The organism is Actinomadura sp. RB99, assembly GCF_014706005.1.
Classification (GTDB): Bacteria; Actinomycetota; Actinomycetes; order Streptosporangiales; family Streptosporangiaceae; genus Spirillospora.
In genome coordinates, this window is sequence record NZ_JABMCA010000004.1 from 226,591 (window position 1) to 246,305 (window position 19,715).

The 19,715-nt window shown below is 70.6% G+C and carries 17 protein-coding genes; 8 read left to right on the forward strand and 9 right to left on the reverse strand.

What is annotated here, in order from left to right:
* Positions 1-4: 4 nt before the first annotated feature.
* A complete protein-coding gene (locus amrb99_RS05980) occupies positions 5-805 on the reverse strand; it encodes a helix-turn-helix domain-containing protein (protein ID WP_241755273.1) in 801 nt (266 codons plus the stop codon).
* Positions 806-990: 185 nt separating this feature from the next.
* Here amrb99_RS05980 and amrb99_RS05985 point away from each other — a divergent pair, with 185 nt between their 5' ends.
* On the forward strand, positions 991-3,261 hold the full coding sequence (locus amrb99_RS05985) for a catalase (RefSeq protein WP_190853298.1): 2,271 nt from the start codon (positions 991-993) through the stop codon (positions 3,259-3,261).
* Between the two features lie 227 nt (positions 3,262-3,488).
* A complete protein-coding gene (locus amrb99_RS05990) occupies positions 3,489-4,364 on the forward strand; it encodes a YhjD/YihY/BrkB family envelope integrity protein (protein ID WP_190853301.1) in 876 nt (291 codons plus the stop codon).
* Positions 4,365-4,439: 75 nt separating this feature from the next.
* On the opposite strand, the gene amrb99_RS05995 is transcribed toward amrb99_RS05990, so the two are convergent.
* The 4 genes from amrb99_RS05995 to add form a co-directional block, all read right to left on the reverse strand.
* Positions 4,440-5,360, reverse strand: a complete 921-nt coding sequence (locus amrb99_RS05995; RefSeq protein WP_347256550.1) for a cyclase family protein — start codon at positions 5,358-5,360, stop codon at positions 4,440-4,442.
* Between the two features lie 260 nt (positions 5,361-5,620).
* Positions 5,621-6,271, reverse strand: a complete 651-nt coding sequence (locus tag amrb99_RS06000; protein WP_347256551.1) for a TetR/AcrR family transcriptional regulator — start codon at positions 6,269-6,271, stop codon at positions 5,621-5,623.
* A 40-nt stretch (positions 6,272-6,311) separates the two neighbouring features.
* Positions 6,312-7,367: a LacI family DNA-binding transcriptional regulator gene (locus amrb99_RS06005; protein ID WP_190853306.1), complete on the reverse strand. Its 1,056-nt coding sequence runs from the start codon at positions 7,365-7,367 to the stop codon at positions 6,312-6,314.
* The gene (gene add / locus amrb99_RS06010; protein ID WP_190853308.1) at positions 7,364-8,398 is read right to left on the reverse strand and encodes an adenosine deaminase; all 1,035 of its coding nucleotides are present in this window, start codon (positions 8,396-8,398) and stop codon (positions 7,364-7,366) included. The genes amrb99_RS06005 and add overlap by 4 nt, the downstream gene beginning before the upstream one ends.
* A gap of 119 nt (positions 8,399-8,517) precedes the next feature.
* On the opposite strand from add, the gene amrb99_RS06015 reads away from it, so the two are divergent.
* The 6 genes from amrb99_RS06015 to amrb99_RS06040 all read left to right on the forward strand — a co-directional run bounded on the left by amrb99_RS06015 (position 8,518) and on the right by amrb99_RS06040 (position 14,447).
* Positions 8,518-9,042 carry a hypothetical protein gene (locus amrb99_RS06015; protein ID WP_190853310.1) on the forward strand — a complete coding sequence of 175 codons (525 nt, stop codon included), beginning with the start codon at positions 8,518-8,520 and terminating at the stop codon, positions 9,040-9,042.
* A gap of 107 nt (positions 9,043-9,149) precedes the next feature.
* Positions 9,150-10,103: a nucleoside hydrolase gene (locus tag amrb99_RS06020; RefSeq protein WP_190853312.1), complete on the forward strand. Its 954-nt coding sequence runs from the start codon at positions 9,150-9,152 to the stop codon at positions 10,101-10,103.
* Positions 10,104-10,114: 11 nt separating this feature from the next.
* A complete protein-coding gene (locus amrb99_RS06025) occupies positions 10,115-10,723 on the forward strand; it encodes a response regulator (RefSeq protein WP_190853314.1) in 609 nt (202 codons plus the stop codon).
* A gap of 118 nt (positions 10,724-10,841) precedes the next feature.
* Positions 10,842-12,815 (forward strand): serine hydrolase domain-containing protein, encoded by a 1,974-nt coding sequence (locus amrb99_RS06030; protein ID WP_241755274.1) that lies wholly within the window; start codon positions 10,842-10,844, stop codon positions 12,813-12,815.
* Between the two features lie 10 nt (positions 12,816-12,825).
* On the forward strand, positions 12,826-13,026 hold the full coding sequence (locus amrb99_RS06035; RefSeq protein ID WP_190853319.1) for a hypothetical protein: 201 nt from the start codon (positions 12,826-12,828) through the stop codon (positions 13,024-13,026).
* Complete coding sequence (locus tag amrb99_RS06040; protein ID WP_190853321.1) at positions 13,014-14,447, forward strand: M1 family metallopeptidase; 1,434 nt, start codon at positions 13,014-13,016, stop codon at positions 14,445-14,447. The genes amrb99_RS06035 and amrb99_RS06040 overlap by 13 nt, the downstream gene beginning before the upstream one ends.
* 145 nt (positions 14,448-14,592) lie before the next feature.
* Here amrb99_RS06040 and amrb99_RS06045 read toward each other — a convergent pair whose 3' ends face one another.
* The 4 genes from amrb99_RS06045 to amrb99_RS06060 are packed head-to-tail and all read right to left on the reverse strand — an operon-like array spanning position 14,593 to position 19,695.
* Positions 14,593-15,783, reverse strand: coding sequence for a lipid-transfer protein (locus amrb99_RS06045; RefSeq protein WP_190853324.1), 1,191 nt, complete (start codon positions 15,781-15,783; stop codon positions 14,593-14,595).
* Positions 15,780-17,357, reverse strand: coding sequence for an AMP-binding protein (locus amrb99_RS06050; RefSeq protein WP_190853326.1), 1,578 nt, complete (start codon positions 17,355-17,357; stop codon positions 15,780-15,782). The genes amrb99_RS06045 and amrb99_RS06050 overlap by 4 nt, the downstream gene beginning before the upstream one ends.
* Positions 17,351-18,862, reverse strand: coding sequence for a bifunctional 3-(3-hydroxy-phenyl)propionate/3-hydroxycinnamic acid hydroxylase (locus amrb99_RS06055; RefSeq protein WP_190853328.1), 1,512 nt, complete (start codon positions 18,860-18,862; stop codon positions 17,351-17,353). The genes amrb99_RS06050 and amrb99_RS06055 overlap by 7 nt, the downstream gene beginning before the upstream one ends.
* A complete protein-coding gene (locus amrb99_RS06060) occupies positions 18,859-19,695 on the reverse strand; it encodes an SMP-30/gluconolactonase/LRE family protein (RefSeq protein ID WP_190853330.1) in 837 nt (278 codons plus the stop codon). The genes amrb99_RS06055 and amrb99_RS06060 overlap by 4 nt, the downstream gene beginning before the upstream one ends.
* Positions 19,696-19,715 lie beyond the last annotated feature (20 nt).

The window sequence follows — 19,715 nt, forward strand, 5'->3', positions numbered from 1 at the left end:
CTGATCATGGAGTCCGCGCGGCCGGACCTTCCACTTGCAGCCACTCGGTGGGAGTGCACCCGGCCATGGCCCGCCACTCCCGGGTGAAATGTGCCTGGTCGGCGAACCCCGACGCGGCGGCCACGGCGGCCAGACCGACCGTCCCGGTGCGTGCGGCGGTGACGAGTTCGCCTCGCGCGGCCTCGAAACGCAGGAGGCGCTGATACTCCTTCGGCGTCACTCCCAGTTCCGCGCGCACCGCGGTGCTCAGGTGGCGTCGCGAGCATCCGAGACGCCGGGCCGCCTCGTGCACTCGCCCGGTTCCCGACAGCGCCGCCAGCATCGCTTGCTGACGGTTCGCGTCGGCGTTCGCCCCCTGCTGAGCCAGAGCGGCCGCAAGAGCCTCGACGACCGCGGTCCGGCGTTGCGGCCACGTCCGGCAGGACGCCAGGCGTTCCGGCAGGGACGCCATCGCCGGGACCGCGTCGGCCAGCTCGACGAAGTGCCCCGCCAGCGCCGCCGCCGGGACGCCCAGGAGGGCCCCGGCTCCGATCGGGCTGAGCGTCAGCCAGACACCGCGGGTGCCGCCCACCTGCCGCAGCTCCGCCGCCTCCAGATGGAGCCCTGCGACCACGGCCCGCAACCGCCGCCGGGAGGAGGGCCGCCCGAGCCAGGCGATCTCCATCGGGTCCTCGGGGATCGTGATCGACACCGTGGTCGAGGGCAGCCCGCGGTGGACACCGGCCGAGCCCGTGCCGAGATCGTAGGGGCTCAGCGTCGCCACGAACGGCGCCAGCGCCGCGGGCAGCTGAGGGGCGGACATCATGCTCACCACACTAGGTCGACTTCCGCGAGCCATCACACCGGACGCGTCGCAGGTCGCGTCGGTGACCTCGCCCAGGCGAAGAGCGCTTGCCTTCGCCGGGCGGAACGCCCGAGCGTTTGATCTCGGACATGAGGAAAGAAGCAGGTCGACGACGGCGGCAGCCGTGACACCTCGAAGGGAGACTCGTGGAGGAGAAGAACCCGGTCAAGTCCGTGGTCGACAAGGTGGCGGACAAGGCCAAGGACGCGATGGCGCCGTCGGACGTCCTACCGGGCGCGCCCGGGAGCCGGCCGCCGCAGGTCGAGGAACCGACCGACCCGCGGAAGCCGCTGCCCCCCAAGGCGGACCAGGGTGCGCCGGAGCCGTTCACGGCGACCGGCCGGCCGACCGGCGCCCCCGCAGGAGTGCGCGAGCAGAACGGCTCCTACCTGACCGGCGCGCAGGGGCTGCGGCTCTCCGACAGCGACCACTCGCTGAAGGCGGGCCCGCGCGGACCCGTGCTGCTGCAGGACCACCATCTGCGCGAGAAGATCACGCATTTCGACCACGAGCGGATTCCCGAGCGCGTCGTCCACGCGCGCGGCGCCGGCGCGCACGGCGTCTTCAAGGGCTACGGGACGGCGTCCGGCGTCACCAAGGCGGCGTTCCTCGCCAAGGACGTCGAGACGCCGGTGTTCGTCCGGTTCTCGCCGGTCCTGGGGTCCCGAGGGTCGGCCGACACCGTGCGGGACACCCGCGGCTTCGCGACCAAGTTCTCCACCTCCGAAGGGGTGTTCGACCTGGTCGGAAACAACATCCCGGTGTTCTTCATCCAGGACGCGATCAAGTTCCCGGACGTGATCCACGCCGGCAAGCCGCACCCCGACAGGGAGATCCCGCAGGCGCAGAGCGCCCACGACACCTTCTGGGACTTCGTGTCCCTGCACACCGAGGCGACCCATCACACGCTGTGGAACATGTCCGACCGCGGCATCCCCCGCTCCTACCGGACCATGGAGGGCTTCGGCGTCCACACCTTCCGCCTGGTCGACGCGGACGGCGGCACGACCCTGGTGAAGTTCCACTGGAAGCCCAAGGCGGGCGTGCATTCGCTGGTGTGGGAGGAAGCCCAGATCATCAACGGCGTGGACCCCGACTTCCACCGCCGCGACCTCGCCGACGCCATCGAGGCGGGCGCCTACCCGCAGTGGGAACTGGGGATCCAGACCTTCCCCGACACCCCCGAGCAGACCTTCGAGGGCATCGACCTGCTCGACCCCACCAAGATCGTGCCGGAGGAGCTCGCGCCCGTCCAGCCGATCGGCCTGCTCACCCTCGACCGCAACCCCACCAACTTCTTCGACGAGACCGAGCAGGTCGCCTTCCACCCCGGGCACCTCGTCCCCGGCATCGACATCACCGACGACCCCCTGCTGGCCGGACGGCTGTTCTCCTACCTCGACACGCAGATCACCCGGCTCGGCGGCCCCAACTTCGCGCAACTGCCGATCAACCGCCCGCACGCGCCGGTCAACGACATGCTGCGCGACGGCATGCACCAGACGGCCGTGCACTCCGGGGTCGCCCCCTACAAGCCGAACTCCCTGGACGGCGGCTGCCCCTTCTTCGCCGGCAGCGAGGAGGGCGGTTACGTCGAGACGCCGGTGCAGGTCCCCGCCGCGCGCAAGGTGCGCGAGGCGCCGGCCTCCTTCGCGGACCACTACAGCCAGGCCCGGCTGTTCTGGCTCAGCATGTCGCCGGTCGAACGCGAGCACATCATCGCCGCCTACACCTTCGAACTCGGCAAGTGCTACGAGCAGGCCATCAAGGAACGCAACCTGCGGGTGCTGGCCGAGATCGACCCCTACCTGTGCGAGCAGGTCGCCGCCGGGCTCGGACTCCCCGCGCCCAAGGCCGCCGGAGCGCTCCCCGACGTCCAGCCCAGCCCGGCGCTCTCCCAGGTGGGCCAGAGCTGGCCGACGGCCGGCCGCATCATCGGCATCGTCGCCGACGCCGGCGCGGACCTGGCGGCGGTGGCCGCCCTCCGGCAGTCGATCCTGGACGGGGACATGGTCCCCCTGGTCATCGCGCCGTCCGGCGGGCAGCTCGGCTCCGGCGAACCGGTGACCGTCCAGCGCACCTTCGCCACCGCGCGCTCGGTGGAGTTCGACGCGCTGATCCTCGCGGCGCCGGGCGCGCCCGGCGGCGACGCCTTCGGCGCGCGGGACGCCAAGGCCGGCAACGGTCCCGTCGACGCCGGCACCGACCCGCGCGTCCTGCTCCTGCTCGCGGAGGCCTACCGGCACGCCAAGCCGATCGGGGTCCTGGCCGCCGCCCGCCCCGTCCTGCCTGGGGCCGGGATCCCGCAGGACGCGCCCGGCGTGCTGGTGAACGACGACCCCGCCACCGCCCTGCGCGGCGTCGTCGAGCTGCTCGCGCTCCACCGCGTCTGGGAACGGTTCCCCGCCCCCGCCTGACCGGCAGGCTCACCACGTCGGCAAGTCCCGCCCCCACGCCCCGCGAAAGCAGGCCGTGGGGGCGGCCCGCGACACAAGCCGACAACGGATGTGGGCCGGCGCGCGATTCACCCCATTCGGAGGAGATCCGCGGTCGGACCGCCCGCCCTCCGGCGGCGGCGCCGGGCGCGGCGAGGTGCGTATGCTGGCTGGTAGGTGGCGATGCGGTGCCAGGGAAGGTCTGCCACATGAGCGCCGAACCGTCCGGGGTTCACAAGCTCGGACCGCCGCCTCGACCACGGCGTCGCGCCCTCCACCGGGCGAGCCGGGAGTGGGCCGTCCCACGCCTGAAGGGGATCAAGGAGAACCCCCTGTGGACCCGGATGACGGCGGTCGACTTCTTCGGCAACTCCATCCAACTGGCCGCGCTGGCGGTCCTGTGCTTCTTCCCGTTCCTCATCGTGATCACCACGGCGGCCGGCCAGGACACCGCCACCGTCGTCACCCGCTGGCTGGGCCTGGACGAACCGGCCTCGCACGCCGTGGCCGGCCTGTTCACCGCCACTCCCGCCACCGGATCCTCGACCGTGATCAGCGCATGCCTGCTGATCCTGGGAGCCCTGGCCGTCGCAGGAACACTGCAGGGCTGGTACCGGCGGGTGTTCGACCTGCCCGGCCGCGGGCTGCGCGATCTGGGCGCCCAAGGCGCCTGGCTCGCCGGCCTCCTCGGCTACGGCGCCGCGCACGCCGCCCTCGGCTGGGCCCTCGGCCCTCTCGGCCCCCTCGTCGGACCGATCCTCCAGGGGCTCACCGGCCTGGCGCTGGCGGTCCTGTTCTGGTGGTGGACGATGAAAGTCCTGCTCGGGAAAGCCGCCGACTGGATGGCCCTGCTGCCCTCGGCACTGGCCACCGGTCTGTTCTGGGTGGGGCTGGGAGCCTTCTCGTCCCGCTTCTTCTCCGACGAGATCGTCTCCAACAAGCAGAGCTACGGCTCCATCGGCGTCGTCATGGTCATCATGTCCTGGCTGGTCGCCGTCGGCGTCGTCGTCCACCTCGGCTCCATCGCCGGCCGCCTGTACAGCGAACGCCACGCCCACGCTCCCCGCCAACGGCACCGCGACTGAGCAGAACCAGCCCGGTCGATCCTCCGGGCCGCAGACGGTGAAGGGTGCCGGCACCGTCGGGCGCGCGTCCAGCGGTCAGAACGTGGCGATCGGGTTGACCGGGCTGCCGGACGTACCGGCGAAGCGGACCGGCGCGACGGCGAGGTGGAAGTCCCACTGACCGAGCTCGGCAGCCGTCGCCGCGCAAGCCTCCAGGTCGCAGTTGTCGAGCAGCCACAGGCCCATCGCGACGAGGCCCACGGTGTGAACCGGCATCGCCATGTCCTTGTACCCCGACGGCTGAACGTCTTGAGGGGTGTCGGCGCCGATCAGCGCGACTCCCCGTTCATGCAGCCAGGGCAGGCAGGACGCATGCCAGCCGGCCTGCGTGAAACCGCCGGACGCACCGGCCTCGTGCCGGGCGCGGCCATGGCCGGTCCGCAGCAGTACCGCGTCGCCGGATCGCACCCGCACACCCTGGCGACGCTCGGCCTCCTCGAGATCGTCGGGAAACACGCCCTCACCCGGTTCCAACCACGGCACATCGCGGACCTTCGCGATGTCCAGCAGGACACCACGCGTGACGATCCCGTTCGCCGCCGCCGTGACGGCCCCCCACGCCGACCCCGTCGCGGCGTCGACCAGCGAATGCGACCGCCCGTTGTACATCGTGCCGTCCCAGAAGATGTGGCATGGCGAGTCGACGTGGGTGATGGTGTTGCCGTGGAACAGGATGCCGAGCCGCTCGTTCGAATAGCCCCAGCGCCGGTCGTTGCGGAATCCGGGCAGCGGCATGTTCTCGACGCCCGGCATGTCGGCGAAGCACGGGCACGTCGTCGTCGACCGCTCCATCTCTTCCGGTACGGAAACCTCCCATGCGCAGGACACACTCCTGCCGTGGCGCACGGCCCGCGCCGCCGCCAGCCGGACGTCGTCGGTGATGTGGTTCAAAGTGCCGAGCTCGTCGTCGTCACCCCACCGTCCCCAGTTCGACAGCGTGTCGAAGTACCTGAGCACGTCATCCTGTGTAGGTATCGGTCGCTCTGCCGTCATCCCAGCATCGCCCCTCCGGTCAGCTGCTCCGAGTGCGTCAACATCATTCTTCTCCTTGCCGGCGATCAGCAGCCCGCCGTGGCCACACGGACAGCGCGCTAGGTGATCCCACCGAGTCAGGCACGGCGAGTTTCGGCCTTGGCGATGATGTAGGCGTCACGTGCCTTCTGCCATGTTGGATCCGTTCAGGCCCTCAGGAGACATCAGGTGGGGCGCCAACTGGCTCAAGGGGTTCGCGGGGGCATGCTTCGGCCGGGTTCGGCGAGGTAGGGGCTGAGGCCCTTCCAGCAGAAGTCGGTCATGTGCCGCGCCGCGTCCTCGATGCGCACCTGCGGGTGCCGGGTCCGCCACTGGGCGAGCCGCTCGCTCGCGCCGATGATGATCTCGGTGAACGCGGCGATCGCCTGCTCGCCGATGTGGGGGGCGAACGCCGTCAGCGCCGCGGAGATCAGCGTGCCCTGCTGGCGGCGGATCGCCTCGACGGCGTCCACCGTCTTCCAGGACCCGTCGGTGGGCCTGCTGAGCATCATCGCGAACGACCTGCTGTGTTCGTCGGCGAACGCGAAGTAGGCGACCATCGCGTGCCATAGGACGTCCTCGGGTGTGGAAGCGGCGGCCATGGCCTTCTGGGTGACGTGCAGCAGTTCGGCCTTGGTCCGGTCGACGCACGCCGCGAACAGGCCGTCCTTGGAGCCGAAGTACTCGTACAGCATCGGCTTGGAGACGCCGCACCGCTGGGCGATCTCATCCATCGAGGTGCCCTGGTAGCCGCGGTCACCGAACACCTCCTCCGCCACGTCCAGCATCTGCCGTTCCCGCTCGGCGCGCGACATCCGGCGGTGGCGTCGCGGCGGACGCGGTACGGCGGCGCTCACAGCGGACTCCTGACCGCCGCCCCGGAGGTCGCCCGGCGGTTCATCGAGGGGGTGGACGGTGCGGAGGGGCGGTGGAAGCGCGCGGCACCAAGGTCATGGGGAGGGGACGAGGCGCGGTGACGTGGCCGTCCATGGTGCGCAGGAGCGTCTGGAGGGCGACGGCGCCCAGTTCCTTGGCGGGTGCGACGACGGTGGAGAGCTGGGGTGTCGCGGCCTCGGAGAGCAGAGTGCCGGCGAAGCCCATGATCGACAGTTCGCCGGGGACCGGGATGCGCAGGTCGTGGGCGGCCATGAGCGCCCCGGCGGCGAGCAGGTCGTCGTCGCAGAACAGGGCGGTCGGCCTCGGTGTCAGGGACAGCAGCTGATGGGCGGCGCCGCGGGCGGCCTGCAGGCTGAAGCCCGCCAGCACCTCCGGGCTCTCGGTGGCGGTGATACCGGCCTGGTCGAGTTCGCGGCGCCATCGGGAGGCTCGGGCCTTGAAGGTCGTGGACGGCAGGTCGGTTCCGAGGTGGGCGATCCGGCGGTGGCCGAGGTCGAGCAGGTGCCCGACCGCCGCCGAGGCGCCCTGCCGGACGTCGAGGAGGACGCTGGTGAACCCGTCGGCGACGGCCTCGATGAGGACGGTCGGCCCGGGAGCGTCGGAGAACGGCGGCTCGATCCCGAACAGCATCATCGCGTCGATGGCCGCGGCGTTGAGGGCCTCCACGGCGGTGAGCTGCCAGTTCCTCTCGGGTCCCGGCTCGATGAGCGCGACGGTGATCCCGTCCGCGCGCCCGGCCCGTTGTGCGCCGCGCAGCACATGGCCGAGGAACGGGTTGGTGATGTCCGGCACCAGGAGGCCGACCGTCCGGGTACGTCCGGCGCGCAGGGTGCTGGCGGAGGCGTGCGGGCGGTAGCCGAGCTGCCGGGCGGCGTGCCGGACGCGCTGCTCCACCTCGGCCGAGACCCGGCCGGCCGCCTTGCCCGAGAACACCAGCGACACCGTCGACTGGGACACGCCGGCCAGCTCGGCGACCTCGTGTCCGGTCGGACGGCGGTGTGCGCCGCCCGTGCCGCCGGGCGAGCGGCGGGACGGGCCGGTGGGGCTGTCTGTCATGGCGCGGCGATCTTAGCCGGAGGCGCAGGCGGGCAGGCGGGTGCGGTGAACATCCGCATCAGCTCTTGCCGGAGGCCGGCGCCGGCGAAGGACGCCTGGACGGCGGCGAGGTTGCAACGGGCCAGGTCGTCGGCCGTCCAGCCGAACGCCCGCCGGAGGCGTTCGTACTCCCGGTCCAGGGTCACATTGGCGACGGTGCGGGCGTCGGTGCTGATGGACAGCGGGACACCGGCCGATCGGAGCCGGTCGACCGGGTGGTCGGCGTAGGACGGCAGCAGCCTCCCCATCGTCTGCACGTTGGACGTGGGGCAGACCTCCAAGTGGACGCCGCCGGCGATGAGGCGTTCGACGGTGCGCTCGTCCTCGATGCTGCGGACCCCGTGCCCGATCCGCTCGGGGCCCAGACGGTCCAGGACGTCGTTGACGCCGTCGGCGCCTCGTGACTCGCCGGCGTGCGCCGTGATCCGGACACCGTGCTCGCGCGCGTGGCGGAAGGCGGCGACGTGCGCGTCCAGCCCGAACCCCGCTTCGTCGCCGGCGAGGTCGAACCCGGTGACCACGCCGCCGTCCAGCCGGTCGGCGGCCAGGTGGGCCGTGGCCATGCTCGCGTCGGCGTCGAAGTGCCGAAGCGTGCACAGGATGACGCTCGCCCGCACTCCCGTCGCCTCGCTGGCCTGGGCGACCGCGGTCTCGACCTCCTCGACGACACGCTCGGGCCGCATCCCGCCCGCCGTGTGCAGCAGCGGCGCGAACCGGATCTCGGCGTAGGCCACGTTGTCGGCGACGAGCTGCGCGAACAGGTCATCGGTGACCAGGCGCAGTGCCCGGGGCGTCTGCATGAGCTGGACGATCCTGGTGGGCCTGGTGAGGAAGTCGACCAGATCCGCGCATCTGGCGGGGGCGACGTAGTCACGCAGGTACTCGGTCAGGGACGTGCCCGGCCGTAGTGCGGCGACGCAGGCGTAGCTGACACAGCAGTCCAGGTGCAGATGCAGCTCGGCCTTGGGCTGCGAACGGGGCAGGACCTCCACGGCGGCTCCCTTCGGATCTGGTCATGCAACGTATTACATCATCTGCTCACAAGCCTGCGTTGACGGACGTCATACGTTTTACTAGCGTCCTTGCCGTTGACCGATCAAGGGGGCCGTCAATGCCGATCGCCAGGGACCGCAAGGGTGTGCTCGTACTGGTCGCGAGCATGGGCGCCGTCATGGTGGCGGGCGCGGTGGCCGGTGCGGTGGCCGCCCTGTCCCCGGGCGGCGTCTCGGACGGCGGCACAAGGCCGTACCGGCTCGTCGTCCCGGCGACCGCCGCGGGCCTGCCCCTCGACCGGAGCCAGACCGAGGCGTACGGCACCGTCGACATGGAGCTGTCCGATTACAGCCGGCAACGGTACGAGGCGGAACTGGGCGGCGACATCACCGGCCGCCCAGTAGGGGCCGTCTACGCCGACCCCGCCGATGACAGGCTGGTCGTTTTCCGTGGCCTGACCGGCAGTGGTTCGGCCATATGCACACCGCCCGCGCACGACATCGCCTGCGTTTCGATGACCTCCACGACCATCGTCTTCATCGAGTTCGCGCCGGCGGAGCCGGCCGAGACGTCTCCGATCCGTCCCGAACGGGCCCTTGAGATCCTCCACGGCGTCCGTGCCGCGGTGGAGCAGCCCGCCTGACCAAGGCTCCCTGCGCACTTGGGCGATCAGAGCCATGGCCACAGCGAACACGCCATCAGCCACACCCGGTCCTTCGGGACCGCATCACCTTCTTGGGGAACGCCGCCATGCGGCCTTTGATCATTGACACCGACACCGGCTCCGACGACGCGGTCGCCCTGGTGCTGGCCGCCGCCAGCGGCCTGGCCGATGTCCGCGCGGTGACCACGGTGGCGGGCAACGTGCCGCTGGAGACCGGCACCCGCAACGCGCTGATCTCGTTGCAGACCGCCGGGCGCCCCGACATCCCGGTCCATGCCGGCTGCGCGCGCCCCATGACGCGCGCCCTGTCCAGCGCCCAGCACGTCCACGGCCAGGACGGCATGGGCGACATCGGCCTGCCCGACCCCGTCACGGTCCCTCGGGCGGCGCACGCGGTCGATGTCCTGCTGACGCTGCCCCGAAGGCTCCCGGGCGAACTCACGCTGGTCACCCTCGCCCCGCTGACCAACATCGCCGCCGCTCTGCTGCGCGACCCGGAGCTGCTGTCGAGGTTCCGGCACGTCTACTGCATGGCCGGTGCCGCCGACATGGCGGGCAACGTCTCGCCCACCGCCGAGTTCAACGTGTGGGCCGATCCCGAGGCGGCCCGGGTCCTCACCCAGGCCGCCACCCCGGACAAGGTGACGTGGATCGGCTGGGACGTCTCCCGCCGGGACGCGGTGATGACCCCGGCCGATCAGCGCCGGCTGGAGCGGATCGGCACCCCGCTGGCCTCGTTCGCCCATCGCATCAACCGCACCGTCGCCGACTGGGCCCGCGACGTCACCGGCCTGCCCGGCTACGACCTGCCCGATCCGGTGGCCATGGCCGTCGCCCTCAGACCCGAGCTGGTCACCGAGCAGGAAGAGGCGCACGTCGACATCGCGCTGGACGGCCTGACCCGCGGGCAGATGGTCATCGACCGGCGGAGGACGGCCCCGCCCCCCAACCTGACCCTGGTCCGCCGCGTGCACGAGGCCGGATTCAAAAGGCTGCTCTTCGACACCGTCGCCGCTCCCCTGCCCCGGCTGATCGGATAAAGAGGACGGACGTGATTCGGGTGTTGCTGGCCGAGGACATGGAACTCATCCGAGGAGCCCTCGTCGCGTTGCTGGGCCTGGAGAGCGATCTGGCCGTCGTGGCCGAGGCGGCGTCGGGGGACGCGGCGGTGGCGCTGGCGCTGGCGCACCGTCCCGATGTCGCGGTCCTCGACGTGCGCATGCCCGGCGGCGTCGACGGGCTCGCGGCGGCCGCGTTGCTGGCGGAGCGGCTTCCCGAGTGCCGGGTGCTGATCCTGACGTCCCTGGACCGTCCGGAGACGCTGCGGAAGGCACTGGCGGCCGGAGCTCGCGGGTTCATGCTCAAGGACGAGCCGCCGGCCAAGCTGGCGGACACGATCCGCCGGGTGGCGGCCGGCGAGCACGTCCTCGATCCGCGGCTCGCGGCGGAGGCGCTGACGAAGCGGCCGAACCCGCTGACCGACAGGGAGGTGCACGTCCTGCGGCTCGCGGCGGACGGCGCGGATCCCGCGGAGATCGCCTCGGCGCTCCACTTGTCGAAGGGGACGGTGCGCAACTATCTGGGCGTGATCGTCACCAAACTGGACGCACGCAACCGGCTCGACGCCGTCCGGATCGCCACCGAGGCCGGCTGGCTGTAGGACGAATGGCCACCGCGAGGCGAGATCGTACCCGCCCGTCCTGTTCGTGCGTTCCGCACATGAGAACCGGGCGGCAGACACTGGTCCGGTCCCTATGCAGGTCGGCACTGTGATCATCATGAGACCGACGATCGCCCGCTGGGCGGCCATGGCGCTGGCCTCGGCCACGGTCCTCGGCTTCGCCCTGCCGGCACAGGCCCTCGCTCCGCCCCCGGCGGCGCCCACACGACCGATCGTCCCGCCACCCCGCTCCACCGACCTCCCCGGACTCACCGGGCTGGTGGACGGCATCGTCCGCCGGCAGCTCACCGACGACAAGATCCCCGGGGCGGCGGTCGTGGTGGTCTCGGGCGGCCGGACCGTTCTCGCCAAGGGGTACGGCACCGCCGACGCGGCCGGGAAGAGGCCGGTGACCCCCAAGACGGGCTTCTTCACCGGGTCGCTGGCCAAGCTGTTCACCACCACCGCGGCACTGCAGCTCGTCGACACCGGCAAGCTCGATCTGCGCGCCGACGTCAACCGCTACCTGACCACCTTCAAGATCAAGAACTCCTACCCGGGGCGGCCCGTCACGCTGGAGCACCTGCTGACCTACACGGCGGGCTTCGACGATGACATCGTCGGGCTCGCGAAGGCCGACCCAGCCGACGTCGGTTCGCTGGCACGCGGTCTCGCCGACCGGCAGCCCCGCCGCGTCCGGCCACCCGGCACACGTGTCGCCTACGACAACTACGGCATGGCACTCGCGGGACACCTGGTGGAGATCGCGTCCGGCCGGCCGTTCGCCCAGTACGTCGAGCAGCACATCCTGAAGCCCTTGGGCATGACAGCGACCAGCATGGCGGTGCCGCACACGGCGGAGCTGGACGCGATCCTCGCCGGCGCGTACCGCCCGAACGGGGACGGCTACGCCACCGTCAAGGGCCAGTACGGGCCGTGGACACCGACCGGAACGGGGCCGGTCACCACCCCCGCCGACATGGGCCGCCTCATGCTCGCCCAGCTGAGCAACGACCCGCGCCTGGGCCGCGACGTCGCGCGGCGCATGCAGCAGCAGCACTACGCGCAGGACCCCCGGATCCCCGGCATGGGCTATGTGTTCGAGCAGCGGCCGCGCAACGGGCACCGCCTCGTCTACAAGGACGGTGACGTCCCAGGCCACCACAACGTCATGGCCCTGCTCCCCGACGACCGCACCGGCATCTACGTCGTCTACAACGGCGGCGGCGTCGGCACCACCGCCCCATGGGACGGCCAGAGCCTGGTCGACCAGATCGTCGACCGCTACTTCCCGGCCACGTCGCAGGCCCCGCCGGCCCTCGCCACCAAAGCCGAGGACCTCAAGGGCCTTGCCGGCACCTACCGGTCCACCCGCACGAGCAGGACGAGCATCATGAAGGTCGCGTCGCTGTTCGCGGCGCCGTCCGTCCAGGCCCATGGCGACGGGACCCTGACGACCACCGGACTCTCCCCCGACCCGGACGACACCACCCAGCGCTGGGTCCGGATCGGTCCAAGGCTCTTCCAGGAACGCGGCGGCCAGGCCCGCATCGCCTTCACCGGCGACGGGACGCTGACCAGCTCGATGAACCCCTCCGAGGCCCTGGAAAAGCTCGCCTGGTACGACACCCCGACGCCGCACGTCATCCTTCTCGGTCTCGGCGCGCTCGCGTTCCTTGTCTGCTTCCTCCTCTTGCCGGTCAAAGGGCTGGTGGGCGTCGCGCGGCGCCGGTCCCGCACCGGCACCCCTCCCGAGCCCGCCGGCCCGCGGGCCGCGAAACTGCTCGCCTGGGTCACCGCCGCGATCGTGACGGGCTTCACCGCCGCGGTGGCCGTGACCGTGTCCGACCCGAACGTGCTCATGGAACTCACCGCACTGAACTCACCGCGGTTCGCCGCGCTGCCGTTCGTGGCCACGACCGGTCTGCTGTTCTCGATCGCGGTCACCGGCGCCGCGGTAGTCGCCTGGGTCCGCGGCTGGTGGGGATGGACGGGCCGGCTCTCCTACACGCTCCTGGTGGTGGCAGCCGTGGCCTTCTACAAAGTCGCCATGACCTACAACCTCCTCGCGCTGCCGTTCCCGACCAACTGAGCGAGGCCCTATGACCGCCGAAGAAGTACTTCCGATCCATGAACGCGGGCTGACCGACGGGCCGGCCGCGTCACCGCCCTGCCCGGCGGGGGTGCGGGCCCGTCCTGTTCGCCTGATCGACGAACTCGGCCGGAGCGATGCTGATCAAATTCAACTGTTCGACGGCCTTTGTGTGATTTTCGAGGGAGAGGTCATTCGATGGGACTTGTGAAGCCTGCGCGGATCACTGCGGCCGCCGCCGTCGCGCTCGGGCTGTGCGTGCCGGCCGCGAACGCCGACGTCCGGTACGAACCCGGTGCGCCGGGGCTGGGCGACCCCTACTTCCCCGATCTCGGCAACGGCGGATACGACGTCGGCGACTACCACCTGAAGACCGCCTACGATCCCGCCACCGACCAGCTCATCGGCGAAACCACGCTCAGAGCGACCGCCACCCAGAACCTGTCCCGGTTCAATCTCGACCTCTACAAGATGAACGTCCGATCGGTGCAGGTGAACGGCCACCGCGTCCCGTTCGCCCGCACCGGCGAACGCGAACTGGAGATCACGCCGCGCCGGGGATTGCGGAACAGGAGCCGGTTCACGGTGGTCGTCCGCTACGACGGCGTCCCCGAGACGCTCGGCGGCCCGATCGGGTTCGATCTGCCGTACGGGTTCCTGCACACCAACGACGGCGCGACGATCGTCTGCGAGCCGAACGCCGCGTCCACGTGGTTCCCCGCCAACGACCATCCGCGCGACAAGGCGTTCTTCACGATCGAGACGACCGTGCCGCAGGGTCTCCAGGTGATCGGCAACGGCCGACTGGTCAAGCGGTGGCGCGCCGACGGCAAGGACACCTTCGTGTGGCGCGAGGACCGCCCTATGGCGACCTACCTGGCGACCGGCTCGATCGGACGGTTCGACATCTCCAGGACCACCACGGGCAAGGGCATCCCGCAGCTCGACGCGGTCGATCCAGGTGTGGCGTCCGACCCGGGCTCGGTCGGCACTCCGGCGTGGACGGCGCGGGCGACCGACGAACTGGCCGACTACTTCGGTCCCTACCCGTTCACCACGACCGGCTCGATCATCGAGAACAACAACGTTCCGCCGCTCAACGTCCCCAACGCGCTGGAGACGCAGACCCGTCCCACCTACGAAACGCCGCCCGTCGAGAAGGGCGTGGTGCACGAGATCAGCCACCAGTGGTTCGGCAACAGCGTCTCGGTCGGCCGCTGGAGTGACACCTGGCTGAACGAGGGCTACGCGGTCTGGACGGAGAAGTACTGGGCGGAGAAGCACGGCGGCCAGTCCGCGCAGGAGGCTTTCCAGCAGATCTACGCCGACCCGCCGCCCATGCCGCCCGGCCGCCCCGGGTTCTGGGACCTCGCGATCGCCGACCCGTCCCGCGACCAGATGTTCCACCGCTCGATCTACCTCCGCGGCGGCATGACGTTGCAAGCGCTCCGGCACAGGATCGGCGACGAGCGGTTCCTGCGGCTGACCCGCACCTGGCTGGCCGAGCACAAGTACGGCACCGCGACCACGGAGGACTACGAAGCGCTCGCCGAACGGATCTCCGGGCAGGACCTCCGCGAGTTCTTCCGGGTCTGGCTGCACTCGCCGGGCAAGCCCACCTGGGATCGCTGAAGACGCCGGCTCCGATGCCACGCCAAGCGAGATCATCTTCCACGGCGTTCGGTGCATGGCCAACAGGACGCAGGGCGCTCGTGACCGACGAGCAGACCCAAGATCAACCGTCGCGCGGGAGGCCCTGCGCCCCCGGTCGAGCGGTTCATGGTCGCTTGTACACGGTCACGACGGCGGCGCCGCCGAGGCCGAGGTTGTGCTGCAGAGCCACCTCCGCCCCCTCGACCTGGCGCCGGCCGGCGTCGCCGCGCAATTGCCAGGTCAGTTCAGCGCACTGCGCCAGGCCGGTGGCGCCCAGCGGATGCCCCTTCGCGATGAGCCCGCCCGACGGGTTCACGACCGGTCCGTCCCCGCCGTAGGTGGTGGCCTCGCGCTCGACGAGCAGGTGCCCCTCTCCTTCCTCGGCGAAACCGAGCGCCTCGTAGGTGATGATCTCGTTCGTGCTGAAGCAGTCGTGCAGCTCGCACACGTCCACCTCCTCCGGGCGTATCCCGGCTTCCCGGTAGGCGCGATCGGCCGCCTCCCGCGACATGTGGGAGCCGACGATGCGGATACAGTCGGTCCCGGCGCTGAACGTCGACGCGAAATCGGTGGCCATGGCCTGGCCGGTGATCTCGATCGCGCGGTCCCAGCAGCCTGTGCGTTCGACGAACTCCTCGGACGCGATGACGGCGGCGCCGGCGCCGTCCGAGGTCGGAGAGCACTGGAGCTTGGTGAGCGGAGCGTGGATCACCCGCGACGCGGCGATCTCGGCCAGGCTGTACTCGGTCCGGAACTGGGCGTACGGATTGTCGACCGAGTGTTTGTGATTCTTCCAGGCCACCCAGAGGAAGTGTTCTGGCGTCGAACCGTATCGGGCCATGTGATCGCGACCGGCGTTCCCGAACATCTCGGGACCGAACGGCGCGGACTCCCGAGGACGGATCTCGCCCATGCGGTCGAGGTGGCGTCCCAGCGGGTTCGTCCGATCGGTGTACGTGGCGGAGAGCGAGCCCGGCTTCATCTTCTCGAACCCGACGGCCAGGGCACAGTTCACGACCCCGTGTGCGACCGCTTGGCGTGCCAGGAAGAGCGCCGTCGACCCGGTCGCGCAGTTGTTGTTGACGTTGACCACCGGGATACCGGTCAGCCCGAGCTCGTAGACGGCTCGCTGGCCGGACGTGGAATCGCCGTACACGTGGCCGGCGTACGCCTGCTCCACCATCTCGTAGCCGATGCCGGCGTCCTTCAGCGCCGCCGTGCCGGCTTCCCGCACCCAGTCCGGATAGTCGCCGGACTTGGTTCCGGGCTTCTCGAATGTCGCCAGCCCGACCCCGATGACGAAAGTGCGCATCATCCGACCTCCTGCTGCCGGTCCCAGGCGCCTTGAACGCCGTTTTCCCGGAGGATGTACTTCTCGACGCGTTGCGTTGCGGTCTTCGGCAGCCGGGCGACCACCCGGACGTAGCGGGGCACCATGAAGTCGGCCATCCGCTGCCGGCAGAACTCCACCAGGTCCGCGCAGTCGAAGCCGTCTCGCGGCACGACGGCCACCAGGACGTCTTCCTCTCCGAGTTCGGACGGAACCCCGACGACCGCGCTCTCACTCACCAGCGGGTGCGCGTCGACGGTCCGTTCGATCTCGAAGGACGAGATGTTCTCGCCCCGCCGGCGGATCGAGTCCTTGAGGCGGTCCAGGAAGACGAAGTATCCGTCCGCCTCGCGGCGGCCGCGGTCCCCGGTGCGGAACCAGCCGTCGCCGACGGCCTCGCGGGTGGCTTCGCCGTTCTTGTGGTAGCCGAGGAACATGGTGTCCGGCCGCGTGCTCCGGATCGCGATCTCGCCGGGTTCCCCGTCAGGCCGGGTTCTGCCGTCCGGTCCGATGATCTTGACCTCGGACCAGCTCGTCGTCTTCCCGATCGTCCCGGGACGGATGTCGTCCGGAGGGTTGGCCAGGCAGAAGGTGGCGCTTTCGGTGAGCCCGTAGATTTCGAGGATCGTGAGGCCGAACCGCCGCTCGAACCGGCGCCACAGGTGTTCCGGTGCGGCCCCGCCGATCGCGAGGCGCAGCGGGTTCCGCGCGTCCTCGGGGCGCTCCGGCCGGTTGGCCAGAATCGTCAGCATCGCCCCGATGTAGTTGAACACCGTTGCCTGGTGCGCTCGGACGTCGTTGAGGAACCCGGAGGCCGAGAAGCGCGGGGCCAGCACCATCGGCCGTCCCGATATCAACGCGCCGACCGTGGTCAGGGACTGGGCGTTGGCGTGGAAGAGCGGAAGACTCGTGTAGAGGATGTCGTCGTCGCGGATCCGCACGTATCGCCGGGTGAACTCGTTGGCCGCCACCGCGAAGGAGTTGTGGCAGTTCATCACGCCCTTCGGCAGCCCGGTCGTGCCGGAGGTGTACAGGATGGAGGCCAGATCGCCCGGCTCGACATCGCATGGCCTGACGGCCGCGTGGGCGCCGTTGAGCAGGGCCGCCAGCGACCCGTATCCGCGGGGCGGCTCGTCTCGCCCGCGGATATAGCGATGGCGGGGTCCGCGGCCGGGCGGGACAGCGGCGCTCAGCGTCTCGGTCAGTGGCTCGTCGACGGCGATGAACTCCGCCTCGCTGTGCTCGACGATGTAGCGCAGGCCCTCGCCCCGGAGTCCGGTGTTGATCGGGACGAAGACCGCACCGAGCAGCGCTGACCCCAGCCACACGTCGAGGATTTCGGTCGAGTTGGGGAGCAGCGCGGCGACCTTGGTGCCCCTCCGGACGCCGAGTGAGGCCAGTGCGGCCGCGGCGCGTCCGGCTGCGGCGTGCATCTCGGCGTAGGTCCTCGTCGCGCCGTCGAACGTGAGGAACCGGTCGTCCGGGCTCAGTTCCGCACGCGCTCGCAGGATCTCGGGAAGGGTCGTCGGCCTGTCCGGGGCGCCGGCATAGGTCACCATGCGCCCTCGCCCAGCGCCGTTTCCAGGCGGGCCACCAGCGCGTCGAGCTGTCGCGTGCTCGCTGCGGTGCCGAAGAGGTAGCGATCCGGCCGGATGAGGACGGCGCCGGCTTCGAGGGTCTTCAGCCAGCGCTTCGCTTCCTCGGAGTCAGCCGTCATGGTCGCTGCGTCCAACGACTCCAACGACTTCTTCGTCCGATCGCTGAGCCCGGCAAGGCAATCCGCTGTACCGAGGACCGCGAACCGGTATCCCGCCACGTCGTCCATGCGCCGGCCGTCGGCCAACGTGGGCTGTGCGCTGAGCGCTCCGGCGAACTCGTCCTCGGTTCGGATTCCCGGCCCGATCTTCGGACGCAGCGCCTCGCGTTCGGTGACCGGGACCTGCTGCCCTGCCTCGGCCCCCACCGGTTTCATGTCCTCGATCTCGTTGGCCAGTTGCGCGGCGAGCTTCACGTACTCGGTCATGTGCGGCCTGCGTTCGGATTCGTAGGTGTCCAGCAGCTCCCGCGGGGACCGGCCCCGGACGACGCGGCCCAGCTTCCAGGCGATGTTCAGCGCGTCGCGGATCCCGGAGACCATGCCCTGACCCAGGTGCGGCGGCATTTCGTGCGCGGCGTCTCCGGCCAGGAACAGCGGTCCCCTGCCCCACGGCTCGGCGACCACCGCCTTCCACTCGTAGACGTCGGCCCGGAGGACGCGGTACTCGTCCGGGCTCAGGAACCGGGACAGCAGCTCGTAGACGTGCTCGGGGCTTTCGAACTCCGCGGTGTCGTCGTCGGGACGGAGGAGCTGCTCGAAGCGCAGCAGCGGCTCCGCGGTAGCGACGAACGTCAACGGGTTCCGGATCCCCGCCTGGATGAAGCAGTCACGATGCGAGAGGTTCTCCTTCCGCACGAACGGCAGGATGTCGACGATCAGCGAGCGGTGCGTTGCGTCGTAGTCGACCTGCGTGCAGTCCATCCGCCCGCGCACGAAGGAGTTCGCGCCGTCGGCGCCGACGAGGAACGCGGACGTGATCGTGTGCTCCCGGCCGGTGTCCCGTTCCTTGATGAGCAGCCGCGCCGATGCGTCCGACGTGGTCAGCTCGGTCGCGTCCCATCCGAAGAAGTGGGTGGTTCCGGGGTGGGCGTGCGCGTGACCGCGCAGCACCGCCTCGAAATCCGGCTGATGGAACATGTAGTCCGATTGCCAGCCTTGGTCGGTGACGCCCTTGTTGAAGGGGAACTCCATCACCGGCCGCCACTGCGGGTCGTAGAACCGGTACATGCTGGCGAGCGAGAACCGCTCCTCGAGATGGGCGAGGCCGAGAGTCTGGAAGGTGCGCATGGTCTCGTCGTCGAGGTGCGTCGCCCGGGGGAACGGCCGCGGGATGCGCTGGGCGTCGACCACGGCGACCCGCAGTCCTTCCATCGCCAGCAACCGCGCCAGGACCAGGCCGGTGGTGCCGCACCCCAGGACCGCGACGTCGACGTCGGTTACGCCCGCAGCAGTGGTGGCGTCGCTCATTCTTTCACCTCATGGTGTCGTTCCAGTGGTTTCCGCGGCTCGATGAGCACGGCGGAGGCCGTGACCCGGCGGGATCTCACGGCATCGAGCAACGGGGCTCCCCGGGTGTCGGCGAGCGTCGCGATCAATGCGCCGTCGTCGCGCAGGCAGCAGGCGATCGGCAGCAGCGGCGCGGTCGGCACCGTCTCGTGGACCTCGTCTTCGCCGACCCGGACGATCGCCCGGCCGCTCGTCGTCGCCACCCACACACCGCGCTTCGCGGGCCAGATGCCGTCGGGGCGCGCGTCCGGCCCGACCAGACCGGCGAGGTCGGCGTAGCGCCGCCGCTCGCCGAGAGTGCCGTCGGCGAGGACCTCGAACGCGGTCAGGCACCGGGCCGCGGTCTGCGCCACGACCAGCGTCGCGCCGCCGTCGACGAGCGCGAGACCGTTCGGGAACTCCACGTCCTCGGCTGCGACCACGGCGCTGCCATCCGGTCGGACCAGGATGATCCGGCCCGGCACCGGCTCCTCGCCGGCGGCGGCGTCGAAAGCGACATCGTCGACGTAGAGGTTGCCGTCGGCGTCTCCGATCATGTCGCCCAGCGGTCCCGCGCCGAGACCGGCGAGGTCGGCATAGGGCCGCCAGGCCCGGCCGTCCCACTCCCCGATCCTGCGTTCGCGCATCAGCGCGCCCACGAGCCTGCCATCGGGAAGGAACCACAGGCCGTTGGACGGCGACTCGAGAGCGAACGGACGCCATTCGCCCGAAGCGTCCGTCCACAACCGGGCACGTTGGGTGTCGGAAAGCCACAACGCGCCGTCGTACCAGCGGGGGCTCTCGCCCCAGCCCATGCCACTCGCGTACGGTCGCG

Bases quoted from the DNA above. Each gene is read 5' to 3' on its own strand.
- amrb99_RS06045 (WP_190853324.1), bottom strand. From the start codon at position 15,783: ATGATGCGCACTTTCGTCATCGGGGTCGGGCTGGCGACATTCGAGAAG.
- amrb99_RS06015 (WP_190853310.1), top strand. From the start codon at position 8,518: ATGCCGATCGCCAGGGACCGCAAGGGTGTGCTCGTACTGGTCGCGAGC.
- amrb99_RS06005 (WP_190853306.1), bottom strand. From the start codon at position 7,367: ATGACAGACAGCCCCACCGGCCCGTCCCGCCGCTCGCCCGGCGGCACG.
- amrb99_RS05980 (WP_241755273.1), bottom strand. From the start codon at position 805: ATGATGTCCGCCCCTCAGCTGCCCGCGGCGCTGGCGCCGTTCGTGGCG.
- amrb99_RS06060 (WP_190853330.1), bottom strand. From the start codon at position 19,695: ATGGGCTGGGGCGAGAGCCCCCGCTGGTACGACGGCGCGTTGTGGCTT.
- amrb99_RS06030 (WP_241755274.1), top strand. From the start codon at position 10,842: ATGAGACCGACGATCGCCCGCTGGGCGGCCATGGCGCTGGCCTCGGCC.
- amrb99_RS06035 (WP_190853319.1), top strand. From the start codon at position 12,826: ATGACCGCCGAAGAAGTACTTCCGATCCATGAACGCGGGCTGACCGAC.
- amrb99_RS06020 (WP_190853312.1), top strand. From the start codon at position 9,150: ATGCGGCCTTTGATCATTGACACCGACACCGGCTCCGACGACGCGGTC.
- amrb99_RS05990 (WP_190853301.1), top strand. From the start codon at position 3,489: ATGAGCGCCGAACCGTCCGGGGTTCACAAGCTCGGACCGCCGCCTCGA.
- amrb99_RS06050 (WP_190853326.1), bottom strand. From the start codon at position 17,357: ATGGTGACCTATGCCGGCGCCCCGGACAGGCCGACGACCCTTCCCGAG.
- amrb99_RS06055 (WP_190853328.1), bottom strand. From the start codon at position 18,862: ATGAGCGACGCCACCACTGCTGCGGGCGTAACCGACGTCGACGTCGCG.
- amrb99_RS06040 (WP_190853321.1), top strand. From the start codon at position 13,014: ATGGGACTTGTGAAGCCTGCGCGGATCACTGCGGCCGCCGCCGTCGCG.